The following is a 21,801-nucleotide window of genomic DNA, read 5'->3' on the forward strand; positions in this document are numbered from 1 at the left end:
TGTGCCGGTAACCGGGGGTTCCCTTGCCTGACCGAATGAACCCGATGACCCGCCATACCGCCCTGAGTCTCGCCGTCTGGATGGCCTTGCCGCTGTCCGCCCACGCTGCTGCTGCCGCCGCGCCCGATGCGCGCGAATTTGACCGGGTGCAGGTCACCGCTACCCGCACCGAACGGGCCGTGAGCGACGTTGCGGCCACCGTCGACGTCATCGACCGCGAGCAGATGGACCGGCACCTGGTACAGGACATCAAGGATCTGGTGCGTTACGAGCCCGGCCTGTCGGTCACCCGCAGCGCCACCCGCTTCGGCCTGGATGGTTTCCGCATCCGTGGCCTGGATGGCAACCGCGTGCGCATCCAGACCGACGGCATCGTCATGCCGACCCGGTTCGACATCGGTTCGTTCGCCAGTTCCAACCGCAACTACACCGACCTGGACACGCTCAAGCGCGTGGAGATCGTGCGTGGCCCGGCCAGTTCGCTGTACGGCTCCGATGCACTGGGCGGCGTGGTCGCGTTCGTCACCAAGGACCCGGCCGACTACCTCAAGGACGGCAAGGACAGCTACTTTGGACTGAAGTTCGGCTACGACGGCGAGTGGAAGGGCCTGCTTGGCGGTGCCACCGCTGCCTTCGGTGGCGAGCACTGGAGCGGCCTGGTCAATGTGAACCATCACCAGGGCCAGGAGACGGACAACAAGGGTACGGTGCGCAGCGACGATCGCACGCGCACTGCGGCCAACCCGCAGGACCGCGACGGCCGCAGCCTGCTCAGCAAGCTGGTCTATGCGCCCAGCGAGGACCAGCGCTTCCGCCTGACGGTGGAAGGCAACGAAGACACCACCGATACCAACGTGCTGTCGTCGGTGGGTGTCAGTTCGGCCACCGGCATGAAGGGGCATGACACGCAGAAGCGCACCCGCGTCTCCTTCGCCCACGAGATGGATGCTCTGGACCAGCCGTTCGCCGACAGCCTGCATTGGCAGGTGTATGCGCAGAACAGCGAAACCCGGCAGCAGACCGACGAGACACGCACCGACGGCAGTCGCCGCCATCGCGTGTTCTCCTTCGACCAGCATGCCTATGGCCTGCAGGCGCAGTTCAACAAGGCCTTCAGCACCGGCACGATCGAACATGCGTTGACCTACGGCTTCGAGGGCACGCGTACCGAGATCCGCCAGAAGCGCGACGGCTACCAGGTCAACCGCGCTGGTGTGGTCAGCAATGCCATCGTCCCCGATGTGTTCCCGGTGCGGGACTTCCCGATCAGCAAGACCACCGAGCTGGGCCTGTATGCACAGGACGAAATGCGCCTGGCCGACGGCAGGCTGTCGCTGGTGCCGGGCGTGCGCGTTGACCGTTACGAGCTGAAGCCGGAGGTGGACGGCATCTTTGCCGAAGACAATCCGACCACGGCGGTTGCGCAACTGAAGAAGACCAGCGTGTCGCCGAAGCTGGGCATGGTCTGGCGCTTCACTGACCAGTGGTCGCTGTTCGCCGGCTATGCACGCGGCTTCCGGTCGCCGCCGTACAACGACGTCAACATCGGCCTGACCAACGTCGCCTTCGGATACACCGCCATCGCCAACCCGGACCTGAAGCCGGAAACCAGCGACGGTTACGAGCTGGGCCTGCGCTTCATCGCACCGGCCGCGTACGTCAGCGTCAGTGGCTACTACAACGACTACAAGGACTTCATCGAGTCCAACGTCAACACCGGCCGCAACGCACAGGGCCTGATGGTGTTCCAGTCGCAGAACATCGCCGACGCGCGCATCTACGGTGCGGAAATGAAGGCCGGCATCGAATTCGGTGAACTCAGCCCGGCGCTGAAGGGTTGGGCGCTGCGCAGCGCACTGGCGTGGTCGCGTGGCGACAACAAGACCGACGACGAACCGCTGGCCTCGGTCGATCCGCTGCGTGGCACGCTGGGCCTGATGTACGATACCGACACCTGGGGTGTCGAGCTGGCCGGCACCTTCGTGCAGCGCAAGAAGCATCTGCCGCCGCCGGCCGCGCAGACCAACCCGAATGCACCGGCGCCGTTCGTCTACCAGCCGGCTGGCTACAGCGTACTGGACCTGATGGCGCACTGGAACTTCGCACCGGGTGCCACCTTCAATGTCGGCGTGTTCAACCTGGCCGACAAGCGCTACATCGAATGGTCGTCGATCACCCCGAGCCTGATCACCGATCGCACGCTGAGCGATCGCTTCAGCAGCCCGGGCCGTACCTTCTCCGCCAGCCTTGCCGTTTCCTGGTGACCTCATGAGCCGAGCACTGTCCGCCCGCAGGAATGACTCCATCGCCGTGCCGAACAGCGCGGCCTGGCCGACCCCGGCACAGCTGGCCACGCTCGGCACCGTGTTGTGCCTGTACCACGCCGACGGCAATGAGCTGGGTGGCTGGCGCCAGGCGGTGCGTGTACATGCCTGCCAGGGCGTGGACAGCGAGGGCCTGCGCGAAAGCCTGTGCTTCCTCGATGGCCGCGGCCGCTGCGTGTGGCGCCTGTACCTGCTGCCGGACAGTGACTTCCTGGCCTGGGACCGGCTGGTGGCCGCGCTGCCGCCGGGCCCGGAACACGACAGCGATGCCAGCGTCGGCGAACGCCTGTGGCGGCGCCTGGCCGGCCATCTGGGTGGCCAGCGCTGGCGCCTGTGCGCGCTGCGCCTGCATGCCGCCGACGATGGCCGCACCTTGGCCGCCAGCCTGTCGACCCTGTCTTCGCTGGGCGCTGCCACCGCGCGTCGCATTGCGCGCCTGGAGAGCGCCGAGGGTGAGCTGGCGATCGACGACTGCTGCTGTGCCGATGCCGCACGGCGACCGACCCCGCGGGTTCCCGGCGATCTGCCGCTGATCCGCCTGTGACCCATTGCTGATGGAACGCCTGTCGGCCACGGACGGCCTCTCAACGAATCTGCAACCCCGAAGGAAGACCCGATGAAACTCCAGACAGCCAGCGTCATGCTGCTGCTCGCCGCCAGCGGCGTGGCCAGCGCGCAGCCCTCCGACATCGCCCGCGACCACGACAGCATCCTTGCCATGCAGGGTGAGTACACCGTGGACTTCGCCTTTGACGAGACCGTGCTGCTGAAGCCGGGCTACGAGCGCGCACCGGCGATGCGCAGTGGCGGCAACGAAGTGGTCATCGTGGTCGAAGACACTCCGAAGCGCATCGTGCTGCAGCATTTGCTGCTGGACGAGAAGAGCGGCCACATCACCAAGCACTGGCGCCAGGACTGGGTCTACGAAGCGCCGAAACGCTTCGAATTCAGTGCCGACCAGACCTGGCAGGTGCGCAGCATTCCGGCGGCGGTGAACCAGGGGGCCTGGACCCAGTGCGTCTACGAAGTGAGTGACGCGCCGCGCTACTGCGGCACCGGCAAGTGGACCTACACCAACAACGTGCCGAGCTGGAGCAGCGACCTGAGCTGGCGTCCGCTGCCGCGCCGTGAGTACACCAAGCGCAGCGATTACAACGCGCTGGCCGTGATCAACCGCCACACGCTGACCCCGAACGGCTGGACCCACGAGCAGTTCAACACCAAGGTGCAGCGCAACGCCGACGGCAGCCAGGTGGAGATCGCACGCGAGTTTGGCTTCAACGACTACGTGAAGACCACCGAGGTCGATTTCACCCCCGCGCGCAACTATTGGAAGGCAACTGCCGGTTACTGGGCCAAGGTGCGCCAGCGCTGGGACGGCTTCCTCGGCCAGGCGCCGGGCGTGCACCTGAAGACCAAGATCGACGGCATGGCGATGATCATCCCGATGTTCACCCAGGCCGAAGAGATCCAGGCCGGCAAGAAGGTGAAGGACAAGCAGATCGACGAAGTGTTCGCCAAGTACGTGGAAAAGGCACCGAAGGAAGGCTGATTGCTGTCTCGCTGGTGGGTGCCGGGCGTGCCTGGCACCGCATCCACCCACGGCGTGGATCTACTGAGCGTACCTTCGCTTTGGTATAGGTACCGAGCTTGCTCGGCACGCTCTCGGCGTTGATCGCAAGCGCGGGGTGCGATGCACTCAGGACGCCGGCCCACCCAGCGTGGTCAGGTCCAGTCCCGCGTTCTGGAAGGCACGCAGGGTGGCCTGCAGGCTCGCCTCGTCATCGCGGGTGCGGACGCCCATGACAGCTTGGTGGCAACGCACTCGATCCGTGCTGCAGGCGCTCCGGTCCGGCAGCAGCAGCGCGGTCTGTGCGACGAGGATCGCCATGTGCGCCACTTCCTTTCTCGGCTTCGGTTGGCCCCGGTAGAACCGGTCGAACTCAGCACGCAGGTCGGCCACTACGTCGGCATCGCTGCGCGTGCGTGACACGCTGGCCGGAACCAGATAGGTCGGGTGGCCCTCGTGGAAGGCTTGTGCTTCATCGGCCAGCACCGTTTCCAGCACGAAGGCCTGCACCGCGTCAGGAACATAGCCCTCCGCCGCGCGGGCGCCTGCGGGTAGCACCGCGGTGAGCAGCTGGGAACTGGCCAGAAGGATGCGCAGACAGAGGCCGTATTTCATCTTCATTCCTTGAACCTCGGGAGCGGGGGAGCAACGTTCAGCGCTTCCGGACGATCTGATCGAGTGGGGCGCGCAGCATACCGCCCGCCCCACCCGTGTGTGTCGCAACCGCATCACGCCTCGCGCAGTGCCATTGCTGGTGGGGTGTGCAGGATTGCGCGCGTGCCCCACCAGCCGGCCAGCAGGCTCAACCCGATGCCGACCAGACCGCCGAACAGCAGGCCCGCCCACGGTGGCAGCAGCGGCAGCTCGAACACCTTCTGTGAGACCGCCACGCCGATGGCAGCAGCTGCGCCTACCGCCAGCAACGCCGCCAGTGTGCCCAGCGCACCGAATTCCACCAGCACCGCGCCGCGCAACTGGCGCCGGGTCGCGCCCAGCGTGCGCAGCACCGCGCTGTCGTAGCGACGCTCGCCGGCGGTGGCCTGCAGTGCGGCCAGCAGCACCAGCACGCCCGCCAGCAGGCTGAACACCATCACCAGCTGCACCGCCTGCGCCACCCGCTCCATCACATCGCGCACCTGCGAGATCACCGCATCCACGTCCAGCAGCGACAGGTTGGGCTGCGCGCGCACCAGCTCGCCCAGTCCGGCTGCCTTGCCGGCCGGCAGGTGGAACGCCGACAGCAGGTTGTGCGGGGTATCGCCGACTGCATTCGGGTTCAGCAGCACGAAGAAGTTCGGGCGGAAGGTGTTCCAGTCCGCCTTTCGCACGCTGGTGACAGTGAACTCGCGTTCCTGCTCGCCCACCGCAATGGTGATGCGGTCACCGGGGTACACGCCGTAGCGCTTGGCCCAGCCGATCTCCACGGATGCCTCGGCAGCGGTGCTGTCCGGCTTCCAGAACGTGCCGTTGACCAGCGTATTTGCCGGCGGGAACGTGCTGCGCCAGCTGAAGTTCAGCGGCCGGTTCTCGTCATCGTCGTCGCGCTGTCCTTCACCCTGCGGCTGATTGTCCTCGGCCGGCGTGCGGTCGACCCGCAGCGGTGGTTTGCCGTTGATTGCAATCAGGCGGCCGGTGGCCATCGGTTCGATGCTGGCGTCGTGGGCGCCCAGTCCACGCAGCGCGGCCAACACACTGTCGCGCTGCTCGGGCTGGATGTTGATCAGGAAGTAGTTCGGCGTATCCGCCGGCAGCCGCTCGCGCCACTGCTGCAGCAGACCGGGGCCGGTCACCGCCAGCAGCAACAGCGCGCACAGCGACAGCGACAGCCCCACCAGCTGCATCACCGCCAGCATCCGGCGCCGGGTCAGTGCGGCCAGGCCCAGTCGCCAGTTGCCATGCAGGCGGTGCTGCAGGCCGCGCAGCAGCTGCAGCAGCACGAAGCCGAGCACGCCGGCCGCCACCGCCAGCGCGGCCAACCCGCCCAGCACCCACAGCGCCAGCTTGAGATCACCGGTGACCTGCACCGCCAGCAGCAGACTGGCGGCCAAGGCAGCCACGTAGGCCAGCAGCGAGGCCGGTGGCAGGGCGGCGAAGGAACGGTTGAGCACGCGCATCGGCGGCACCCCGCGCAGGCGCAGAAGCGGCGGCAGGCCGAAGCCGAACAGCAGCAACAGGCCGATGCCGGCGCCGGTCAGTGCAGGCATCGCTTCCGGCAGGGGCAGGCGTTGTGGCACCAGGCTGCCCAGCACCTGCACCAGGCCTTCCTGCGCAGCCATGCCGAGAGCGATGCCGAGTGCGCAGGCCGGAACCGCCAGCATCAGCAGCTGCAGTGCCAGGCCGAACAGGATGTCGCGCTGGCGCGCGCCCAGGCAGCGCAGGATCGCCACCTGGTCGATGCGGCGCAGGGCGAAGCGGTTCGCCGCCAGCGCCGTGGCAACACCGGCCAGCAATACCGCCAGCAGCGCGCTGAGGCCGAGGAAGCGCCCGGCCAGGTCGAACGCCTGGCGCACGCCACGCTGGGTGTCGTCCACGCTCAGCAGACGCAGGCCCTTGACCTGCGGCAGCAACCACTGGCGCAGCGCGGCAATCTGGTCGGCCTGCCCGGCGAACATCAGCCGGTAGTTGATGCGGCTGCCCGGACCGAGCAGGCCGGTGCCTTCCACATCGGCGCGGTTGACCAGCAGGGTGGGGGAAAGCGTAAGCAGGTCGCCGCCGGTATCCGGTTCGGCCTCGATGATGCCGGCGATGCGCAGCGTGCCAGCGCCGAATTCAAGGTCGTCACCGGCTTTCAGTCCCAGGCCCTGCAGCAGGCGCGGGTCGGCATAGGCCTGGCCTTTGGCCGGCATGCCGGCGTTGTCGATCAGGGCGCCCCCGGGCGAGGCCCGCACCCGCAGCGTGCCGCGCAGCGGATAGCCGGCTTCCACGGCCTTGATGCTGGCCATCTGGCTGGCCTCGCCATGGAACAGCACGCTGCCGAAGCTGGCGATGCGGGTATGCGCCAGACTGCGTCGCTGCGCTTCTTCGGCGAAGGCTGCCGGTGGGTCGTCGCGCCCGGCGATGCCGAGGTCACCGCCGAGCATCTCGGCTGCGCTGCCGGTCAGCGCCAGGTTGACCCGGTTCACCAGCGTGCCCACCGCCGTCATCACCGCCACGCCCAGCACCAACGCGGCGAATACGGTCAGCAGATCGCCGGCCAGCGCCTCGCGACGCAGCGCGCGCCATGCATGGCGCAGCAGGTTCATGCGTCGGCCCCGTGCTCGACCGGCAGCAGGCGGCCGTTGTCGATGCGCTGGATGTACTGGCAGCGCTGCGCCAGGCGCAGGTCGTGGGTGACCAGCACAAGCGTCGTGCCGCTGCCGGCGTTGAGTTCGAACAGCAGGTCGCTGATGTGCTGGCCGGTAGCCTGGTCCAGCGAACCGGTGGGTTCATCGGCGAACAGGATGCGCGGGCGGGTGACGAAAGCCCGGGCCAGCGCCACGCGTTGCTGCTCGCCACCGGACAACTGGCGCGGGTAGTGGCGTGCGCGATGGCCCAGGCCGACCTGCGCCAGTACCTCCTCGACGCGTGCGCGGTCCTCGCGCCCGGCCAGCTCCAGCGGCAGCGCGACGTTCTCGGCGGCGGTCAGCGCCGGCAGCAGGTGGAAGCTCTGGAACACGAAGCCGATCTCGCGTGCGCGCAGCTGGGCGCGGGCTTCCTCGTCCAGCGCCGCCAGATCCTGGCCGGCCAGCGCGATGCTGCCGCGGCTGGGCAGGTCAAGGCCGGCCAGCAGGCCGAGCAGGGTGGTCTTGCCGGAACCGGACGCGCCGACGATGGCCACGCTGGTGCCTTCATGGACGGTCAGGGTGATGTTGTCCAGTATGTGGACTTCACCCTCCGGGCCCTGCACGGATTTGCCGACCTGGTCGACGGCGATGGCGACGGGCGCGCTGCGGGGGGACAGGCTGTCGATGAGGAGACTCCAATGTGCAAGACGGGATGGAGCCGGCGAGCCGGCGCGATGATGGTGCTGTTGCTGGGGTTCCTGCTGCTGTCTGGGCTGGCCTCTGCCGAAGGTCCGGCCGGCACGGTGCTGGTGCTCGGCGACAGCCTCAGTGCTGCCCACAATATCCCCGCCGACGCCGGCTGGGTCAGCCTGCTGCAGCAGCGGGTCAGGCAGCAGTCGAAAACACCGGCGCGCATCGTCAATGCCAGCATGAGCGGTGAGACCACCGCCGGCGCGCTGACCCGCCTGCCGGGCCTGCTGGCCAAGGAAAAACCCACCGTAGTGGTGATTGCCCTAGGCGGCAATGACGCACTGCGCGGGCTGACCCCGGCGCAGGTGCAGGGCAACCTGGAAAAGATGGTGCAGGCCAGCCAGAAGGCCGGTGCCAAGGTGTTGCTGCTCGGCATCGATGTGCCGCCCAACTATGGGGCGGGTTATCGCCAGCGGCTGGCGGCGGCCTACAAGGCACTGGCCACGCAGTACAAGGTACCGCTGCTGCCGTTCCTGCTGGAGGGCGTGGCACTGCAGCCGGGGCTGATGCAGGCTGATGGCCTGCACCCGACCGCGCAGGCGCAGCCGAAGGTGCTGGACAACGTCTGGCCATTGCTGCGGCCCCTGCTCTGAACGATTTACATCCCTCTTGACGGAACTTCACATCGCGTCCACCGTCGATCCGGCATGTTTCACAAAGCTGAAGTTAGAGGGAATCACATGCGTCAGACGAAGGAGACCTCCGGCTTGGTGCTGGTGGTCGAAGACAACCGCAACATCTCCGAGATGATCGGGGAATACCTGGAAGGTCGCGGCTTCGAAGTCGACTATGCACAGGACGGCCTGGATGGCTACCGCCTTGCGGCGGAGAACAGCTATGACGTCGTGGTGCTCGACTTGATGTTGCCGCGCCTGGATGGCATCGAAGTGTGCCGTCGCCTGCGCAACGATGCGCGCAAGTCCACCCCGGTGCTGATGCTCACGGCACGCGACACGCTGGATGACAAGCTCACCGGCCTCGGTTTCGGCGCCGATGACTATCTGACCAAGCCGTTCGCGATCCAGGAGCTGGAAGCACGCCTGCGCGCGCTGATCCGTCGCGAACGCCGCCAGGTCGGTTCGGAAGTGCTCAAGGTCGCCGACCTGGTGCTCGATCCGGTCAGCATGCGCGCCACCCGTGCCGGCACCGAGCTGCAGCTGTCGCCGATCGGCCTGCGCCTGCTGACCATCCTGATGCGCGAATCGCCGCGCGTGGTCACCCGCCAGGAGATCGAACGCGAGATCTGGGGCAACGGGCTGCCGGATTCGGACACCCTGCGCAGCCATCTGTACAACCTGCGCAAGATCATCGACAAGCCGTTCGACCGCCCGCTGCTGCACACCGTACAGAGCGCCGGTTACCGCATTGCCGATATCGCCCAGCCGATGGCCTGAGCAGGGCCATCGCCGGTGCAGCAGCAAGCCCGGCCGGGCAACGGCCACGCACCAGGGCAGGGCATGACCGGCAGGCAGTACCGCCGGTCAGCGCCCATGCACGACTACGGCGCGGTGCGCTGCCTATAATCGCAGCGCTCCGACCGGGACCCCGCAATGCCGCACGGCCTGCCGCGCAAGATCCGTATCGCTTTCATCCTGCAGGCAGTGCTGGCCAGCCTGGGCATCCTGCTCGGTGCCTGGCTGGTATCGCTGGTGATCAAGCACAGCCTGGTCGGCGCGGCCCTGCGCGAGGAAGCGGCGTACTTCTGGACCTTGCACGAGGCCTCGCCGGTGCAGCCGCCGCCCAACACCCAGAACATCCGCGGCTACCTGCTGGAAAGCGGGCAGTCGGCGTTGTCGTTGCCGGCCAACCTGCGCAATCTGGAGCCGGGCTTCCACGAACTGCGCAAGGATGACCAGCTGGTACTGGTCGATGTACGCCCGGCCGGTCGCCTGTACCTGGTGTTCCTGCGTTCGCGCGCGGAGATGCTGGCGTTCTGGTTCGGCATCGTGCCGGTGCTGCTGACCCTGCTGGCGGTTTATGGCGCCAGCTGGGTGACCTATCGCGCCTCCAAGCGGCTGGTGTCGCCGGTGAACTGGCTGGCGCGCCGCGTCTCGCGCTGGGACCCGGGCCATCCCGAGGCGGCCGACCTCGAGCCGAACAAGCTGCCGGCGGACATGCAGGGCGAGACCCGGCAGCTGGCTGCCGCACTGCATTCACTGGCCAACCGGGTCAGCGCGCACGTGGCCCGTGAGCGCAACTTCACCCGCGATGCCAGCCATGAGCTGCGCACACCGCTGACCGTGATCCGGGTGGCCAGCGACATGGCGCTGGGCGATGACAGCCTGGAGCCGCGCCTGCGCCGCAGCCTGCAGCGTATCCAGCGCGCCGGGCGTGACATGGAGGCGGTGATCGATGCGTTCCTGATCCTGGCCCGCGAGGCCGATGTCGAGCCGCAGATCGAGCTGTTCGACGTCAACGACATCGTCCGCTACGAGGTGGACAACGCCAACGAGCTGCTGGGTACGCGCTCGGTATCGGTGCACCTGCACAGCGATGGCCCGGTGCAGCTGCATGCGCCGCCGCGGGTGCTGCAGGTGGTGGTCAGCAACCTGGTGCGCAACGCCTGCAGCTACACCGATGAGGGGCGCATCGACGTGCATGTGCACAACGACCGCGTGGTGGTGCGCGATACCGGCATCGGCATGTCCGCCGAGGCGCTGTCGCGCGCGTTCGAGCCGTTCTACCGCGCCGAGCCGAGCCGTCCGCAGGGCACCGGCCTGGGCCTGTCGATCGTGCGCCGGCTGTGCGACCGCTTCGGCTGGAAGGTCAGCCTGGCCAGTGAGCCTGGCAAGGGCACCGAAGCCACGGTGATTTTCCGCTGAGGCGGCACCAGCTGCCTCGGTAGATGCCGACCTTGGTCGGCGAACGCACGCCTCAGTCGCACTTCACCTTCGGCGCCAGCGCCTTGGTCCAGATCGCATAGCCGGCTGGGGTCATATGCAGCATGTCCTCGCGGAACAGCGCCGCGTCCGGCTGTCCATCGGCGCCGAGCATCGGCGTGTAGACGTCGGTGAAGCCGGTATTGGGCAGCCTGGCCAGGGCGACCTTGATCAGCGTGTTGGCTTCGTTGATCGCCGGCAGCAGGTGCGCACGCGACGGGCTCGGTTTGATCGACAGGTACTCCACCTTCGTCTTCGGCAGGTCGCGGTGCACGCGCTGCACGAAGGCGACCACATCGTCGCGCACCTGCACCGCGCTGCGGCCGCTGTTGAGGTCGTTGTCGCCGGCGTAGAAGAACACCTTGCATGGCGCATACGGCACTACGATCTGGCCGGCATACCAGGTGCTGTCGCGCACTTCCGAACCGCCGAAGCCACGGTTGAACACCGGCTGGCCGGGGAAGTCGGTGGCCAGGCTGTCCCACATGCGGATGGAGGAGCTGCCGATGAATTCGATGCCGCCGCGCGGCGGCGGGCTGGTCTGGTCGGCGCTGGCGAAGTGGGCCATGTCGCCGGCCCAGGCCACGTTGGAGACCTGCTCGGGCACGCGCGGCGGCTTGGTCGGGCTCAGCGCCTGGGCCAGGGGGGCGGCGGTCAGCAGGCCCAGCATCAGCAGGCAGGTACGGCGACGGGACATCAGGCGCTCCAGCAGGGAAGGGGACATCCATCATAGGAGCTGGGGCGGGCCCGGGCTTGCCCTTGGCAGGCCATTGGCCAAGCGCTGCCCGGGATGCGGCCGGCGGCCTTGTGGCAAAATGGCGGCCATCTGCCTATCCCTGTGCACCCATGATTCCCTGCCGTGCGTCTGAGCGGTCGCTGCGCCGCGCCCCTGTTGCTGGATGTCTCACCCGTGGCTGATCAGTTCGGCCACATGCCCCGCGGCCCGCGTCGCATCTTCCAGGCCGCCCGCTGGTCCTGGCAGGGCCTGCGCGCTGCCTGGTTGCACGAGTCCTCGTTCCGGCTGGAGGTCTACCTGCTGGTGCTGCTGACCCCGCTCGCGGTCTGGCTGGGCCAGACGCCGGTCGAACGCGCGCTGCTGATCGGCTCGATGCTGCTGGTGCTGGCGATGGAGCTGGCCAATTCGGCCATCGAGGCGGTGATCGAGCGCTACGGCAGCGAGATCCATGAGCTGGCCGGCCGGGCCAAGGACATGGGCTCGGCGGCGGTGTTCATGCTGATGATGAACGTGCTGCTGTGCTGGGGCCTGGTACTGGTGCCGCGCCTGTTCCCGGCCAGCGCCGGCTGATCCTTCTTCCTCCCCCTTGTTGAAGACTTCCCATGTCCCTTGAGTTTCTCGCCGATCCGAACGTCTGGTTGACCTTGTTCACGCTGAGCGCGCTGGAAATCGTGCTCGGTATCGACAACCTGGTATTCATTTCCATCGCGGTCAGCAAGCTGCCCGAGCACCGCCGCCCGTTCGCGCGCCGGCTCGGCATCGCCGTGGCCTGCATCACCCGTATCGGCCTGCTGGTGTCGCTGGCGTACCTGGCGCACATGCAGGCGAACCTGTTCACCGTGGCCGGCATGGGCATTTCCATCCGCGACCTGGTGCTGATCGTCGGTGGCCTGTTCCTGATCATCAAGGGCTGGATGGAGATCAAGGAAATGATCACCGGTGGCGAGGATGAGGACCCGAGCACGACCAAGACCTCGGCCGTATTCGGCTACGTGATCGCGCAGATCGCGATCATCGACATCGTGTTCTCGCTGGACTCGGTGATCACTGCCGTCGGCATCGCCGACCACGTGCCGGTGATGGTCGCCGCGATCCTGCTGTCGGTGGCGGTGATGTTGCTGGCGGCCAACCCGCTGGGCCGCTTCATCGATGCCAATCCGACCGTGAAGATGCTGGCCCTGGCCTTCATCCTGCTGATCGGTGCGGTGCTGATCCTGGATGGCCTGGACGTGCACGTGCCCAAGCCCTACATCTACGCCGCGATGGGCTTCTCGGTGCTGGTGGAGTGGCTGAACCTGCTGATGCGCCGCCGCGCGCGCGAACACCACGTGCCGGGTGCCGGCGACTGGTAAGCAGATCACAGGCAAGCGTGTCACCCAGAACCCCCGGCCAGCGCCGGGGGTTCTGCGTTGCGAGGCCCACCGCGCTCGCCGGGCATGGCCCGGCGGGGAGGTTCCCGCCAGCTGTGAATTGAGATCAACAGTGTTTTCCCGGGGCGAGGCTTAATCCGGGCCGACAAAGCGCGCAGGCTACGCGCTCTTTTCCAGGACCTGCCCCACGCAGGATGACCTCATGAACTCCAGAGCCGCTCTGTTGGCCCTCGCCGTCGGCGCCTTCGCCATCGGCACCACTGAATTCGCGCCGATGGGCCTGCTGCCTGTCATTGCCGACGGCGTAGGCGTGAACATTCCCACCGCCGGCATGCTGATCACGGCCTATGCCGTGGGCGTCATGCTGGGCGCGCCGGTGATGACCCTGCTGATGGGACGCTTCGGCAAGCGCACTGCGCTGATGCTGCTGATGTCGATCTTCGTGGTCGGCAACCTGCTGTCGGCACTGGCCCCGAACTACGGCCTGCTGTTGTTGTCGCGCCTGGTCACCAGCCTCAATCACGGTGCCTTCTTCGGCATCGGTGCGGTGGTCGCCGCGAGCCTGGTACCGAAGGAAAAGCAGGCGGCCGCCGTGGCGACCATGTTCATGGGCCTGACCATCGCCAACATCGGTGGCGTGCCGCTGGCAACCTGGGTGGGCCAGCAGTTGGGCTGGCGCCTGTCCTTCGCCGGTACTGCGGTGCTGGGCCTGGTGGCGATCACCGCGCTGGGCCTGGCCCTGCCGGCATCCGCGCCTGATGCGCGTCCGGACGTGCGCCGCGAGATGAAGGCGATCCTGCAGCCGCAGGTGCTGCTGGCCATGGCCACCACAGTGCTAGGCGCCGGCGCGATGTTCACCCTCTACACCTACGTGGCGCCGGTGCTGACCGAGCTGACCGGTGCCTCAAACGCCTTCATCGCGATGTCGCTGGCCCTGATCGGCATTGGATTCACTTTCGGCAACGGCATCGGCGGGCGCATGGCCGACTGGTCGCTGGATGGCGCCACCCGCATCCTGCTCGCGGTACTGGCCGTGTTGATGTTCGTGCTGCCGCTGGCCTTCATGAATCACGCCACGGCGGCGCTGGGCGTGCTGCTGTTCGGTGCCGCGACCTTCGCGATCGTGCCGCCGCTGCAGATCCGGGTGATGCAGGCCGCCAGCGAGGCGCCGGGCCTGGCGTCGTCGATCAACGTCGGTGCGTTCAACCTCGGCAATGCGCTCGGTGCAGCACTGGGTGGTGCGGTGATCAGCCTGGGGCTGGGGTACGCGGCGATTCCGGTGGCCGGTGGCCTGCTGGCAGCGTCGGCGCTGCTGCTGGCGTGGCTGGGGCGTGCGCGCGCCCCGGTGGCTGAGGCCTGTTGAACGGTGTGGGGTTCCGGCAGGGCTTGCAGCCCTGCACCCGCAGAATCCAGAGCAACAGCAACAGCCTGCATTCCGTGGGTTGGCGGGGTGGGTCAGCTTGCGGGGGACGCTGCAAGTACGTCCCTGTAAGCTCGGTCGCGCCATCCATGGCGCTCACGCCCCCGCAAGCTGACCCACCCCGCCTTCGACAGGTTCCTGCGATCTGTTGGAACCTGCTGCTGATGGTGGGTGCCGACCGTTGGTCGGCACGAATGCCTGGAGCATGGGCTTTCGCTTTTGCTCTTTTTTGATCTTCCCGCGGTGCGCAGGAAACCGTCCGTGGCCGGGAGGGTGAGTGGGCAGGGGGCGTAAGCGCCATGGATGGCGCGCCCGAGCCTACAAGGACGTATTCACGGCGTCCCCCAGCCCACTCACCCTCCCGGCCCACCCCGATATCCAGCAGACATGGCCACCGCGGAGGGGGCGGCGCCCGATGGCCGATCTTTCACCCCATCCGTGGCATGCTCGGCGCTCAGTCCACCCGGAACCTCCGCCATGCGCCTGTTCACCCGCGTCCTGCCCTTGATGCTGCTGGCCTCCCTGCTCTCCGGCTGCGGCTACAACGCCATCCAGCAGAAGGATGAAGCGGTCAAGGCCAGCTGGTCCGAAGTGCTCAACCAGTACAAGCGCCGCGCCGACCTGGTACCCAACCTGGTGCAGACCGTGAAAGGCTTTGCCAGCCAGGAAGAGCGCGTGCTGACCGAAGTCACCAACGCCCGCTCGCGGGTCGGCCAGATCAACGTCAACGCCGACGACGAAGCCTCGCTCAAGCAGTTCCAGCAGGCCCAGGGCGAACTCGGCAGTGCGTTGTCGCGGCTGCTGGTGGTCACCGAGAACTACCCGGTGCTCAAGTCCGACCAGAACTTCCGCGATCTGCAGGCGCAGCTGGAAGGTACCGAGAACCGCATCACCGTTGCCCGCGGTCGCTACATCCAGCAGGTGCAGGACTACAACACCTACATCCGCTCGTTCCCGCAGGTGATCACCGCCAAGATCTTCGGCTACAAGACCAAGCCGAACTTCACCGTGGACAACGAAGCGCAGATCTCCAACGCGCCGGCGGTGGATTTCGGCAGCGCGCCGCAGCAGCAGCCGGCTCCGCAGCCGGGCCACTGACCCATGCGCCTGGCCACTGCGCTGCTGGCCCTGCTGCTGTGGCTGCCGTTGGCGTCGCAGGCCCAGCAGCTGGCACCTATTCCGGCGCTGGACTCGCCGGTGGTCGATACCACCGGCACGCTGGATGCCACGCAGAAGCAGGCGCTGGTGCAGCAGGCATTGGACCTGCAGCAGCGCAAGGGTAGCCAGCTGCAGGTGCTGGTGGTGCCCAGCACCCAGCCGGAAGACATCGCCCAGTACACCACGCGGGTCTTCGACCAGTGGCAGATCGGCCGCAAGGGCGTGGATGACGGCGTGCTGCTGGTGGTGGCCAAGGACGACCGGCGCGTACGCATCGAACCGGGCTACGGCCTGGAAGGTGCCATTCCCGATGCCATCGCCAACCGGGTCATCCAGGAATACCTGGTGCCGCGCTTCCGAGCGGGCGACTACGCCGGTGGCATCACCGATGCCACCGCGGTGCTGGTGAAGATCGTCGATGGCGAGGCACTGCCCACGCCGGTCAGCGGCCAGCGGGCCCGCGAGCCCGACGGTGGCGGCGATACCTGGTTCCTGGCCCTGTTCATCGGTGTATTCGCCGGCAGCATCCTGCGCGGCGTGTTCTCGCGCGTGCCGCGCCCGCTGCGTGGCCTGCTGGGCGGTGCTGGTGCCGCACTGGCGGCGTTCCTGTTCACCTCCACCCTGCTGGCCAGTGGCCTGGCGGGCATCGTCGGCCTGATCGTCGCCATGCTGTCCGGCCATCCCGGGCGCTTTGCCGGTGGTGGAGGATGGGGTGGTGGCAGCTGGGGCGGCGGAGGCGGATTCGGCGGGGGCGGTGGATTCGGTGGCGGCGGCTGGGGCGGTGGTGGTGGCCGTTCCGGCGGCGGCGGTGCTTCGGGAGGCTGGTGATGATCCAACGTCTGTGTCGCCACGTGTTTTCGCCGTCAGTGCGGCGTGCGTTCCCGCCGGCCACGCTGCAGGCGATCACCGAGGCCATCGCCGCCGGTGAGCAGCGCCACGGTGGCCAGGTGATGTTCGCGGTCGAAGCCGACCTGCCGTGGGCCGCGTTGTGGCACAAAGTGACCCCGCGCCAGGCCGCCGAACACGCCTTCGCCCGCCTGCGTACCTGGGACACAGCCCACAACAACGGCGTGCTGATCTACCTGCTGCTGGCCGATCACGCGATCGAGATCGTCGCCGACCGCGGCCTGCACGGCCGGGTCAGCCCGGCGCAGTGGCAGCGGGTCTGCACTCATCTGCGCGAGGGCCTGCGCGGGTCCAATCCCGTGGAAGCGCTGCAGGATGCGATCGACGAGGTCTCCAGCTTGCTGGAAGGGCACTTTCCAGCCTCGACGCGGTCGAACGATGACGCGTTGCCGAACTCGCCACAGATCCTTGGTTGAGCCGGGGCGGCACTGGCCCGAGAATAGACGTTCAACCGCAAGGCACCTTCCATGATCTATTTCCACGACATCGACCCCATCGCCCTCTCGCTGGGACCGATCAAGGTGCACTGGTACGGCATCATGTACCTGCTCGGCTTCACCGCAGCCTGGCTGCTGGGCCGCAAGCGCATCGCCGACGGACGCCTGCCGGGCGTCGATGCCAATGGTTTCTCCGACCTGCTGTTCTACGCCATGCTGGGCGTGGTGCTGGGCGGACGCGTCGGCTACATGCTGTTCTACGCGTTGGGTGATTTCCTGCACAACCCGCTGCTGCTGTTCAAGGTGTGGGACGGCGGGATGAGCTTCCACGGTGGCCTGCTGGGCGTGATCGCCGCCTGCTGGTGGTGGTCGCGCAAGCACCGCCTGCATTTCTTCGACACCATGGACTTCATGGCGCCGCTGGTGCCGCTGGGCCTGGGCTTCGGCCGCATCGGCAACTTCATCGGTGCCGAGCTGTGGGGCAAGTACACCGACGGCAGTTGGGGCGTGGTGTTCCCGTCCGGCCTGCCGGCCCCGTTGAACCAGCTCGACCACGCCACCCTGCAGGCGCAGTTCGCCAGCGGTGCGCTGAACCAGTTCGCGCGCCATCCCTCGCAGCTGTATGAAGCGTTGCTGGAAGGCCTGGTGATGTTCGTTGTGCTGTGGGCGGTGTCGGCCAAGCCGCGCCATCGTTACCTGGTGGGTGGCCTGTTCGCACTGCTGTACGGCGTCTTCCGCTTCGCGGTGGAATTCGTGCGCATGCCGGACAACGGCGTCTACGTGGCCTTCGGCTGGCTGACCAAGGGCCAGATCCTGTGCGTGCCGCTGATCGTCTTCGGCCTGGTGCTGCTGGCGATGTCGCGCCGCGCGCCGGTGCTGCAGCCGCAGCTGCCGGTGACTGCCGAGGGCAAGGCATGAAGGCTTACCTGGACCTGCTCTTGCACGTGCTTGAGCACGGCGCCGAGAAGAGCGACCGCACCGGTACCGGCACCCGCAGCGTGTTCGGCTGGCAGATGCGCTTCAACCTGGCAGACGGTTTCCCGCTGGTCACCACCAAGAAGCTGCACCTGCGCTCGATCATCCACGAGCTGCTGTGGTTCCTGAAGGGCGACACCAACATCGGCTACCTGAAGGACAACCAGGTACGGATCTGGGACGAGTGGGCCGACGAGAACGGCGACCTCGGCCCGGTCTACGGCAAGCAGTGGCGCAGCTGGGCCACTGCCGATGGCGGTGAGATCGACCAGATGCAGTGGCTGGTGGATGAGATCAAGCGCAACCCGGATTCGCGTCGGCTGGTGGTCAGCGCCTGGAACGTGGGCGAGCTCTCGCAGATGGCGCTGATGCCGTGCCACAACCTGTTCCAGTTCTACGTGGTGGACGGCAAGCTCAGCTGCCAGCTGTACCAGCGCAGCGGCGACATCTTCCTCGGTGTGCCGTTCAACATCGCCAGCTACGCGCTGCTGACCCACATGGTGGCGCAGGCCACCGGCCTGGGCGTGGGCGATTTCGTGCACACGCTGGGCGACGCGCACCTGTATTCGAACCACTTCGAGCAGGCCCGCGAGCAGCTGTCGCGTGAACCGCGCGCGCTGCCGACGCTGTGGTTGAACCCGGAGGTGACCGATCTGTTCGGCTTCCAGTTCGACGACATCCGCATCGACGGCTACGATCCGCATCCGGCGATCAAGGCGCCGGTGGCGGTATGAGCGCGCGCATGCTTTCCCGCTGCCTGTTGGCGCTGTGCGTTGCGCTCCCTCTGGGCATGGCCCAGGCCGCAGCGGCGGATACACTGTCGCTGGCCAGGCAGGTCAATGAGCAGATCGTGCACAAGCACATGCGCGAGGAAGTGCAGGTGTTCGCCGGAGCATTCAACGGCAGCACGATGCTGCCTCAGGATGTGCCGGCAGGGTGCCGGGCGCAGATGCGTGAGGCGGTAACCGGCATGTACGCGGCGATGACCGAGCACCTGAAGGCGGGTGTCGAGGATCCGGCCTATCAGCGTGAGCTTGAACAGCGCCTGGCCACCGTCTACTCCAGCGACCAGCTGAAGGCGTTCCTCGCGCGTGGTGCCGGCACCGACAATGCGGCGTTGTCGGCGGAGATCCTGTCGGGGCCGGGCCTGAAGGAGATCGAGGAAGCGCAGAAGCAGAAGATCATCAGCGGCCTGGATGAGCAGTCCACGTCGAGTCCGGCGCTGGCTGCAGCATTGCGGGCCGCCAGTGCCGCGAACGCTGCCTGCGAACGCCTGCAGATCGACGCCAGCTGAGGAGATCGCACTGATGAAGCTGTCGATGATCGTGGCGCTGGACCGCAACCGTGGCATCGGCCAGGGCAATGCCATGCCCTGGCATCTGCCGGATGATTTCAAGCACTTCAAGGCGCTCACCCTGGGCAAGCCGATCCTGATGGGGCGCAAGACCGCCGAATCGATCGGCCGTGTGCTGCCGGGGCGGACCAACCTGGTGCTGACCCGCAGCAGCCAGGTGCCGTTCGAGGGCATGCGCGCGGTGGCGTCGCTGGACGAGGCGAAGGCGATTTCCGAAGGCGAGGGCGCCAGCGAACTGTGCATCATCGGTGGCGGCGAGATCTTCCGTCAGCTGCTGGGCCAGGCCAGCGACCTGTACCTGACCTGGGTCGATGCCGAAGTGCCTGCCGATACCCACTTCCCCGAGGTGGACGCGCGTGACTGGCGGGAAGTGAGCAGCGAGCCGCACGCGGCCGACGAACGCCACGCCTACGCGTTCCGCTTCGTGCACTACGTGCGCCGTTGAGAGCGGAAATACCAACGAAAACACTGACGGGGATATCGACGGGGTAGAGTCGACTGTTAGTCGACTGCTCTCAGCGGTCCCCCGAACCCCCCGCGCTGCTCGCGATAGTCGACTGACAGTCGACTCTACCGGGACTGTCGCTACGGCATCCGGTAATGCCCGATGATCGTGTGTTGGAACAGCAGGTTCTCTTCCCGCGTGCCGCGCGCGATGTTGTGCAGCACCAGCGGCGTGCCATCGGCCAAGCGCCGGTCGGAGACGATGCCCACATGCAGCAGGCCGTTGCCGTTGAGCTTCCAGGCGACGATGTCGCCGGCTGCGTAGTCGGCGGCGGCGGTGCTGATCGGCTGCTGCCAGCGCTGCCGCTCGAACCAGCGCATCAGGTTCGGTACGCGACGATGATCGATGTTGCGGTCCGGCCGTGACAGGCCCCAGATCGATGGGTAGGCGCTGAAGTTGCCGCGCATGTCTTCGTGCACGCGGGCCTGGAGGTCCAGGCCCTGGCTGCGCAGAGCGCGCACCACCACGTCGGTGCAGACGCCGCGATCCAGCGGGACGTCGCCGCCGGGATAGGCCAGCACCTGGTAAGCAGGGTCGTAGCGGGTGGTGACGCCGACCTGCGCGCGTGCCGCATCCACCAGTGGCGGTGAAGCGGCCTGCGGTTGCGTCGGTGCGCGTTCAGCGCTGCCCGCAGCGGTGGAAGCAGGCGGCGAGCCGGGCTGGCAGCCGCTGGCCAGAGCCAGCGTCAGCAGCAGCACCATCCATGGTGCGCAGCCAGGTCGTGTCATGCCTGCGGTGGTGCGCCGTTGTTGTTGCCACCACCGCCGTTGCCGCTACCGCCAGCGCCGCCACGACGGCGACGTCGACGCGGACCACGGTTGCCCGGGTTGGCAGCGGGCGTGTTGCCGCCGCCCTGTTCCTTGCCCTGCGCCGCAGCGGCGGGCCGCTCGTGCGCCGGTCGCGCCGGCGGACGTGCATGCGGCACCGGTGCCGGCACATCGCGGCCCGGTACCTGCACCACGCGCAGTTCTTCGGTGTCGAGCTGGATCGCGGTGAGCTTGCCGCCCCACACCGCACCGGTATCGATGGCGTGCACGCCCTGGGTGATGGTCAGGCCGAGCGCCGACCAGTGGCCACAGACAATCTTGAGGTCGCGCTCGACCCGGCCCGGCACTTCGAACCAGGGGTACAGCCCCTGTTCCTGCGTGCCCGGCGTGCCCTTGTCCTCGATGCCGATGCGCCCACGCGGGGTGCAGTAGCGCATGCGGGTGAGCACGTTGATGATCGCGCGCGAGCGGTCGTAGCCGGACAGGTTCGGTGCCCAGCTCGGCTTGTCGCCATACATGTTGCGGAACAGCTTGCGGTAGCCGGCGCCGTGCAGCTGCACCTCGACTTCAGCGGCATGCCGCTCGGCCATCTGCGTGGTCCACTTCGGCGCCAGGCCGGCATGCACCATCATCCAGCCCAGCTCGCGGTCCACGTGCACCAGCTTCTGCAGGCGCAGCCAGTCCAGCAGTTCGTCGCGGTCCTCGGCCTGCACGATGCGCAGCAGGTCCGGATTGACCTTGCGCTGTTCCTCTTCGGTGCGCGCACCGACGGCCAGCAGCGATAGATCATGGTTGCCCAGCACCACCACGCTGTGCTCGCGCAGCGAGTGCACCAGCCGCAGCGTTTCCAGCGACTGGCCGCCGCGGTTGACCAGGTCGCCACAGAACCACAGGGTGTCCTGCGCGGGGTCGAAGCGGATCTTCTCCAGCAATCGCTGGGTGACGTCATAGCAGCCCTGCAGGTCGCCGATCGCCCACACACTCATCGTTCGGCCTCCGTGTCAGTGCAGGGTGCGCGGGATGGCCAGCACGAAAGGTGCGACCGCCGCAGCGAATTCGGTGCCATCGTCGGCAACCATGTCGTAGTGCCCCTGCATGGTCCCGTGATCGGTCCCCAGCATGACACCGGAGGTGTAACGGAAGTCTTCACCGGGGCGGAGGCGTGGCTGCTCACCGATCACGCCATCGCCATCGACGTGCTCGACGCGGCCGTTGGCATCGGTGATGCGCCAATGGCGTGCGATCAGGCGCGCGGCGACCTGCCCCTGGTTGTGGATGCGGATCGTATAGGCGAACGCATAGCGGCCGTCTTCCGGCGCGGATTGATCGTCGAGGAAGCGCGGTGCGACTTCGACGGAGATGGCGTAAACGTCAGCGTCTTCCATAC

General features: G+C 67.3%; 23 protein-coding genes. 16 read left to right on the forward strand and 7 right to left on the reverse strand.

The features are described from left to right. Positions 1-44: 44 nt before the first annotated feature. The 3 genes from AC07M7_RS16495 to AC07M7_RS16505 all read left to right on the forward strand — a co-directional run bounded on the left by AC07M7_RS16495 (position 45) and on the right by AC07M7_RS16505 (position 3,876). On the forward strand, positions 45-2,264 hold the full coding sequence (locus tag AC07M7_RS16495) for a TonB-dependent hemoglobin/transferrin/lactoferrin family receptor (protein ID WP_495207875.1): 2,220 nt from the start codon (positions 45-47) through the stop codon (positions 2,262-2,264). 4 nt (positions 2,265-2,268) lie between these two features. Continuing rightward, positions 2,269-2,868: a ChuX/HutX family heme-like substrate-binding protein gene (locus AC07M7_RS16500; protein ID WP_004144366.1), complete on the forward strand. Its 600-nt coding sequence runs from the start codon at positions 2,269-2,271 to the stop codon at positions 2,866-2,868. 72 nt (positions 2,869-2,940) lie between these two features. Continuing rightward, complete coding sequence (locus tag AC07M7_RS16505) at positions 2,941-3,876, forward strand: DUF6607 family protein (protein ID WP_495207876.1); 936 nt, start codon at positions 2,941-2,943, stop codon at positions 3,874-3,876. 147 nt (positions 3,877-4,023) lie between these two features. Here the strand turns inward: AC07M7_RS16505 and AC07M7_RS16510 are convergent, their stop codons facing one another. The 3 genes from AC07M7_RS16510 to AC07M7_RS16520 all read right to left on the reverse strand — a co-directional run bounded on the left by AC07M7_RS16510 (position 4,024) and on the right by AC07M7_RS16520 (position 7,780). Further along, entirely contained in the window at positions 4,024-4,509 is a 486-nt protein-coding gene (locus tag AC07M7_RS16510; RefSeq protein ID WP_495207877.1) for a hypothetical protein, read from the reverse strand. A 113-nt stretch (positions 4,510-4,622) separates the two neighbouring features. Next, positions 4,623-7,136, reverse strand: coding sequence for an ABC transporter permease (locus tag AC07M7_RS16515; protein ID WP_495207878.1), 2,514 nt, complete (start codon positions 7,134-7,136; stop codon positions 4,623-4,625). Next, positions 7,133-7,780, reverse strand: a complete 648-nt coding sequence (locus AC07M7_RS16520) for an ABC transporter ATP-binding protein (protein WP_253079231.1) — start codon at positions 7,778-7,780, stop codon at positions 7,133-7,135. Before AC07M7_RS16520 ends, AC07M7_RS16515 begins: the two co-directional genes overlap by 4 nt. Positions 7,781-7,855: 75 nt before the next feature. On the opposite strand from AC07M7_RS16520, the gene AC07M7_RS16525 reads away from it, so the two are divergent. The 3 genes from AC07M7_RS16525 to AC07M7_RS16535 all read left to right on the forward strand — a co-directional run bounded on the left by AC07M7_RS16525 (position 7,856) and on the right by AC07M7_RS16535 (position 10,729). Beyond that, positions 7,856-8,500, forward strand: coding sequence for an arylesterase (locus AC07M7_RS16525; protein ID WP_495207879.1), 645 nt, complete (start codon positions 7,856-7,858; stop codon positions 8,498-8,500). An 87-nt stretch (positions 8,501-8,587) separates the two neighbouring features. Continuing rightward, complete coding sequence (locus tag AC07M7_RS16530) at positions 8,588-9,301, forward strand: response regulator transcription factor (RefSeq protein ID WP_002811889.1); 714 nt, start codon at positions 8,588-8,590, stop codon at positions 9,299-9,301. Positions 9,302-9,457: 156 nt separating this feature from the next. Then, positions 9,458-10,729: a sensor histidine kinase gene (locus tag AC07M7_RS16535; RefSeq protein ID WP_046982735.1), complete on the forward strand. Its 1,272-nt coding sequence runs from the start codon at positions 9,458-9,460 to the stop codon at positions 10,727-10,729. Between the two features lie 52 nt (positions 10,730-10,781). On the opposite strand, the gene AC07M7_RS16540 is transcribed toward AC07M7_RS16535, so the two are convergent. After that, on the reverse strand, positions 10,782-11,483 hold the full coding sequence (locus AC07M7_RS16540; RefSeq protein ID WP_136638880.1) for an SGNH/GDSL hydrolase family protein: 702 nt from the start codon (positions 11,481-11,483) through the stop codon (positions 10,782-10,784). Between the two features lie 213 nt (positions 11,484-11,696). Here AC07M7_RS16540 and AC07M7_RS16545 point away from each other — a divergent pair, with 213 nt between their 5' ends. From AC07M7_RS16545 to AC07M7_RS16590, 10 genes are all read left to right on the forward strand, one after another. Continuing rightward, the gene (locus AC07M7_RS16545) at positions 11,697-12,092 is read left to right on the forward strand and encodes a diacylglycerol kinase (RefSeq protein WP_088480332.1); all 396 of its coding nucleotides are present in this window, start codon (positions 11,697-11,699) and stop codon (positions 12,090-12,092) included. Positions 12,093-12,124: 32 nt separating this feature from the next. Continuing rightward, entirely contained in the window at positions 12,125-12,874 is a 750-nt protein-coding gene (locus tag AC07M7_RS16550; protein WP_012510092.1) for a TerC family protein, read from the forward strand. 220 nt (positions 12,875-13,094) lie between these two features. Next, on the forward strand, positions 13,095-14,255 hold the full coding sequence (locus AC07M7_RS16555; protein ID WP_136638881.1) for an MFS transporter: 1,161 nt from the start codon (positions 13,095-13,097) through the stop codon (positions 14,253-14,255). Between the two features lie 534 nt (positions 14,256-14,789). Beyond that, the gene (locus tag AC07M7_RS16560; protein WP_012510094.1) at positions 14,790-15,410 is read left to right on the forward strand and encodes a LemA family protein; all 621 of its coding nucleotides are present in this window, start codon (positions 14,790-14,792) and stop codon (positions 15,408-15,410) included. 3 nt (positions 15,411-15,413) lie between these two features. Beyond that, on the forward strand, positions 15,414-16,298 hold the full coding sequence (locus AC07M7_RS16565) for a TPM domain-containing protein (protein ID WP_428710316.1): 885 nt from the start codon (positions 15,414-15,416) through the stop codon (positions 16,296-16,298). Beyond that, positions 16,298-16,792 (forward strand): TPM domain-containing protein, encoded by a 495-nt coding sequence (locus AC07M7_RS16570; RefSeq protein ID WP_136639925.1) that lies wholly within the window; start codon positions 16,298-16,300, stop codon positions 16,790-16,792. The genes AC07M7_RS16565 and AC07M7_RS16570 overlap by 1 nt, the downstream gene beginning before the upstream one ends. Positions 16,793-16,843: 51 nt before the next feature. Next, positions 16,844-17,731, forward strand: a complete 888-nt coding sequence (gene lgt / locus AC07M7_RS16575) for a prolipoprotein diacylglyceryl transferase (RefSeq protein WP_136639924.1) — start codon at positions 16,844-16,846, stop codon at positions 17,729-17,731. Next, positions 17,728-18,522 (forward strand): thymidylate synthase, encoded by a 795-nt coding sequence (locus AC07M7_RS16580; RefSeq protein ID WP_495207880.1) that lies wholly within the window; start codon positions 17,728-17,730, stop codon positions 18,520-18,522. The genes lgt and AC07M7_RS16580 overlap by 4 nt, the downstream gene beginning before the upstream one ends. A gap of 8 nt (positions 18,523-18,530) precedes the next feature. Then, the gene (locus AC07M7_RS16585) at positions 18,531-19,082 is read left to right on the forward strand and encodes a hypothetical protein (protein WP_495207881.1); all 552 of its coding nucleotides are present in this window, start codon (positions 18,531-18,533) and stop codon (positions 19,080-19,082) included. Positions 19,083-19,095: 13 nt separating this feature from the next. Further along, on the forward strand, positions 19,096-19,587 hold the full coding sequence (locus tag AC07M7_RS16590) for a dihydrofolate reductase (RefSeq protein ID WP_495207882.1): 492 nt from the start codon (positions 19,096-19,098) through the stop codon (positions 19,585-19,587). A gap of 140 nt (positions 19,588-19,727) precedes the next feature. On the opposite strand, the gene AC07M7_RS16595 is transcribed toward AC07M7_RS16590, so the two are convergent. Genes AC07M7_RS16595 through apaG form a run of 3 tightly spaced genes read right to left on the reverse strand, consistent with a single transcriptional unit; the run spans position 19,728 to position 21,799 of the window. Next, positions 19,728-20,375 (reverse strand): DUF1287 domain-containing protein, encoded by a 648-nt coding sequence (locus AC07M7_RS16595; RefSeq protein WP_337302514.1) that lies wholly within the window; start codon positions 20,373-20,375, stop codon positions 19,728-19,730. After that, on the reverse strand, positions 20,372-21,400 hold the full coding sequence (locus tag AC07M7_RS16600) for a symmetrical bis(5'-nucleosyl)-tetraphosphatase (protein ID WP_046984887.1): 1,029 nt from the start codon (positions 21,398-21,400) through the stop codon (positions 20,372-20,374). Before AC07M7_RS16600 ends, AC07M7_RS16595 begins: the two co-directional genes overlap by 4 nt. A gap of 15 nt (positions 21,401-21,415) precedes the next feature. After that, positions 21,416-21,799 carry a Co2+/Mg2+ efflux facilitator ApaG/CorD gene (gene apaG, locus AC07M7_RS16605; RefSeq protein WP_032968744.1) on the reverse strand — a complete coding sequence of 128 codons (384 nt, stop codon included), beginning with the start codon at positions 21,797-21,799 and terminating at the stop codon, positions 21,416-21,418. Between the last annotated feature and the right edge of the window lie 2 nt (positions 21,800-21,801).

The sequence above is a fragment of the Stenotrophomonas sp. GW821-FHT09E08 genome (genome assembly GCF_059416125.1).